This is a genomic window from Streptomyces sp. SID3343 (assembly GCF_009865215.1).
Classification (GTDB): Bacteria; Actinomycetota; Actinomycetes; order Streptomycetales; family Streptomycetaceae; genus Embleya.
In genome coordinates this window covers 1-3,458 of the sequence record NZ_WWJX01001614.1, presented here as the reverse complement: position 1 = coordinate 3,458, position 3,458 = coordinate 1, and the positions used below count along the sequence as shown (strand labels likewise).

At 71.1% G+C, this 3,458-nt stretch carries 3 protein-coding genes; all 3 read right to left on the bottom strand.

The annotated features are described in order from the left end of the window. A partial coding sequence (locus GT354_RS51825) for an ATP-binding cassette domain-containing protein (RefSeq protein WP_161365463.1) occupies positions 1–795 on the bottom strand: 795 nt, incomplete at its 3' end. Next, positions 792–1,766, bottom strand: a complete 975-nt coding sequence (locus GT354_RS51820; protein WP_161365461.1) for an ABC transporter ATP-binding protein — start codon at positions 1,764–1,766, stop codon at positions 792–794. The genes GT354_RS51825 and GT354_RS51820, both read right to left, overlap by 4 nt. Further along, a complete protein-coding gene (locus tag GT354_RS51815; protein WP_161365459.1) occupies positions 1,766–3,349 on the bottom strand; it encodes an ABC transporter substrate-binding protein in 1,584 nt (527 codons plus the stop codon). Before GT354_RS51815 ends, GT354_RS51820 begins: the two co-directional genes overlap by 1 nt. Positions 3,350–3,458 lie beyond the last annotated feature (109 nt).

Sequence of the window (3,458 nt, the reverse complement as noted above, 5' to 3'; positions counted from 1 at the left end):
CCCAGCCCCCCGCCCAACCCCCAACACACTCGCCAACAACATCTCCGCATACGGATGCCGAGGCGCGACCAACACCCGAGAAGCCGCCCCGATCTCCACAACCCGCCCCAGATACATCACCGCAGCCCGATCCGCGAGCCGCCGCGCGATGTCGATCTCGTGCGTGATCACCACGATCGCCAGGCCCAACTCGTCCCGCAGCCGAAGCAACAGGTTGACCACCGTCGCCTTGACGCTCGCGTCCAGACTCGCGGTCGGCTCGTCCAACACCAGCACCCGAGGCCGCACGAGCAACGCCCGAGCCAGCACCAGCCGGGCCAGTTCGCCGCCACTGACGTCACTGGGCAGCCGGTCGAGGTGGTCCTCGGTCAGCCCGACCCGCCCGATCATCTCGACCACCAGCGCCTCACGTTCGGCGCGATCCGCGCCCAGCCCGTGCACCCGCAACGGCTGAAGCAGCGCGTGCCGCAGCGTGCGCCGCCGGTTGAACGCCGCCCGCGGGTTCTGCGTGACCAGTTGCACCAACCGCTGGTCGGCGGGAGTACGCGCGGCGCCCAACGGCCGACCGCCCCACGCGACGGTGCCGGCCGTCGCCGCGTCGAGCCCCGCGAGCACGCGCGCGACGGTGGTCTTGCCCGACCCGGACTCGCCGACGATGGCGAGGATCTCGCCGGCCGCGACGTCGAACGACACGTCCTCGACCGCGTGCACCACCCGCGGTTCGCCCCGCCTGCGCCCGAACGGCTGCGGCAGCACGAACCGCCTGCGCAGTTCGCGTACTTCGAGGAGAGTCACGCGTCCTCCCGCTCGACCACATGGCACCGCACGTCGCTCGCCCCGCGCCGCACCGAGCCGGGCATCCGCTCGCCGCACACGTCCAGCACGTGCGCACACCGCGGCGCGAACGGGCAACCCGGCAGCAGGTTGGCCCCGTCCGCGGTCCCCGGTATCGCCCGCAACGGCCGGTCCTCCGGCGTCATCGCCGGCATCGCGGCGATCAGCGCCCGCGTGTACGGATGCCGGGGCGCGGCGAAGATCTCCGCCACCGGCGCCGTCTCCACCAGGCGCCCGCCGTACATCACCCCGACCCGGTCGCAGATCGCCGACACCACCGCGAGGTCGTGCGACACGTACACCACGGCGAGCCCCAACTTGTCCCGCAGGGCCAGCAGCAGGCGCAGCACCTGCGCCTGGACTGTGGCGTCGAGGGTCGTCGTGGGTTCGTCCGCGAGCAGCAGCGCGGGTTCGTGCGCGAGCGCGGCGAGCGCGATTACCACGCGTTGCAGTTGGCCGCCGGAGAACGCCCCGGGCAGATCGCGCGGGCGGTCGAGAACCGGCCCCAGGCCGATTCCGACGAGCGTCTCGCGCAGTTCGAGGTCGTCGAGCCGGTCACCGAGGTACCAGCGCAGTTGCCGGCCGACCGACGTGGTCGGCGACAACGACGTCATCGGCTGTTGCGGCACGAACGCGAGCCGCCGCCCCCGCACCTTGCGCAGTTCGCGTTCGCGCATCGTGGCGAGGTTGTCGCCCTGGAAGTCGATGTCGTCCGCGCGCATCCGCGCGCCGTCGGGGAGCAGACCCATCAGCGCCGTGCACACGCTGCTCTTGCCGCTGCCCGACTCGCCCACCAGGCCCAGGACTTCCCCTGGAGCGACGTCGAAGGAGACCCCGCGCACCGCCGGCACCGGGCCGTCCGTACCGCGATAGGTGACGTCGAGGTCCCGCACCCGCAGAAGCGGCGCCTCGTCCACGCTCGCCTTCGTCATCACACGAACCGCAGGTGCTGCGGGTCGAGCCGGCTGATCCGCAGCCTGGAGGGGTCGAGCGGGGACAGTTCGGCGCGTTGGGCGAGGGCGAGCCTGGGATACACGGGCGGTGTGATCACCGCGTCGTCGGCCAGGATCTTGTCCAACCGTCCCAGCGCGGCGACGCGTTCGGCGGCGTCGGAGGTCTGCCAGATGGTGTCGATCAGCGCGTCCGCCTCGGCGTTGACGTAGCCGCACGACAGGACGTTGGTCGAACCGGCGGGCGCGAGGGTGAGGTAGTTCGCCGGGCCGGAGGTGAACCCGGACGAGAACGTGTTCATCAGCATGTCGTAGTCGCGCGAGAGCCACTTGTTGGACCAAGGGCCGCCCGGGAGTTGCTCGATGGTGACGTCGAGGCCGACCTGTTTCCACCCCGCGACGAGCACCTGGGCGATGTCGCGGATGCCCTGGTTGGTGCCGATGGTCACGGTGAACGAGCGCTTGGCGGTCTTGGCCCGGGCGAGCAGCGCGCGGGCCTGATCGAGGTCGGGCGCGGGACCGAACGGCTTGCGGGTGGCGTCGTAGCCGATCTCGGCGGGTCCGATCGGCCCCTGACCGATGGTGCCCTCGCCGCCGTACACGCGTTGCAGCACACCCTGCCGGTCCATCGACAGGGCAACCGCCTTGCGAAAGTCCGGGTCGTTGAACGGCTCCTTGCGCATCATCACGTAGCTGAGCACGTCCAGCGGCGCCTCGGTGAGCACGAGCGCGAGCGACTTGTCCCCCCGGATCGCGTCGAAGGTCGCGAACGACGGCGTGGCGATCAGGTCGACCTTGCCCTGCCGCAGGCTCAGCACGCGCGTGTTGGCGTCGGTGAAGACGGTGTACTCGATGCCGGCGAACGCGGGCGCGGCGCCCGGGGCGTACTGGCCGCCGTGGTAGCGGTCGAAGCGCGACAGCGTGAAGCTCTGCCCGGCGACGAACGTGTCGAGTTTGTACGGGCCCGTGCCCATCATCGTGTCCTTGCGGCCCACGAAGTCCCGGTGCGTGATCGGCAGGTTGGTCAGGTGCGAACGCAGCAGGCCGTACGGCTTGTTGAGGGTGATCCGCACGGTGTGCTCGTCGACCTTCTCGAACCGCGAGAGGTAGCCGAGCATGTAGGTGATCCACTCGCTGCCGGCCGACAGGTCGAGCATGTGCGCGAGGGTCGCCACGACGTCGTCGGCGGTGAACGCGGTGCCGTCGTGCCACAGCACGCCCTGGCGCAGCCGGATCGTCCAGGCGAGTTTGTCGTCGCTGATCTGCGGCTCGCCGTCGGCGAGCAGCGGGATGGACGCGAGCGACGCGTCGTAGCCGTACAGGCTCTCCATGATCGGCTCGGCGATCCATCGGGTGATCTCCGAGCCGGAGTCGAGCGGGTTGAGGCTGCTCGGGGCGGACGCGACCCCGATCCGCAGGATGCCGTCCTTGTGCCGCTTGGTCACCCGGTCGCCGCTGGAGGAGCTCGAACACGCGGTGAGCAGCCCCGTACCGCCGGCCGCCGCGAGCGCGGCGAGGCCGAGGAAGCCTCGACGGTCCAGGCCGAGGCCACGCACCGATGTCACTGTGACTCCTTGATCGTGATGTCGTTCGGGATCGTGCTCTCGCCCGCGGGCCGGGTCCGGGTGGTCCGGGTGCCGGCGCGGGTCCGGCCTCGGGTGCGGGTCCGGCCGC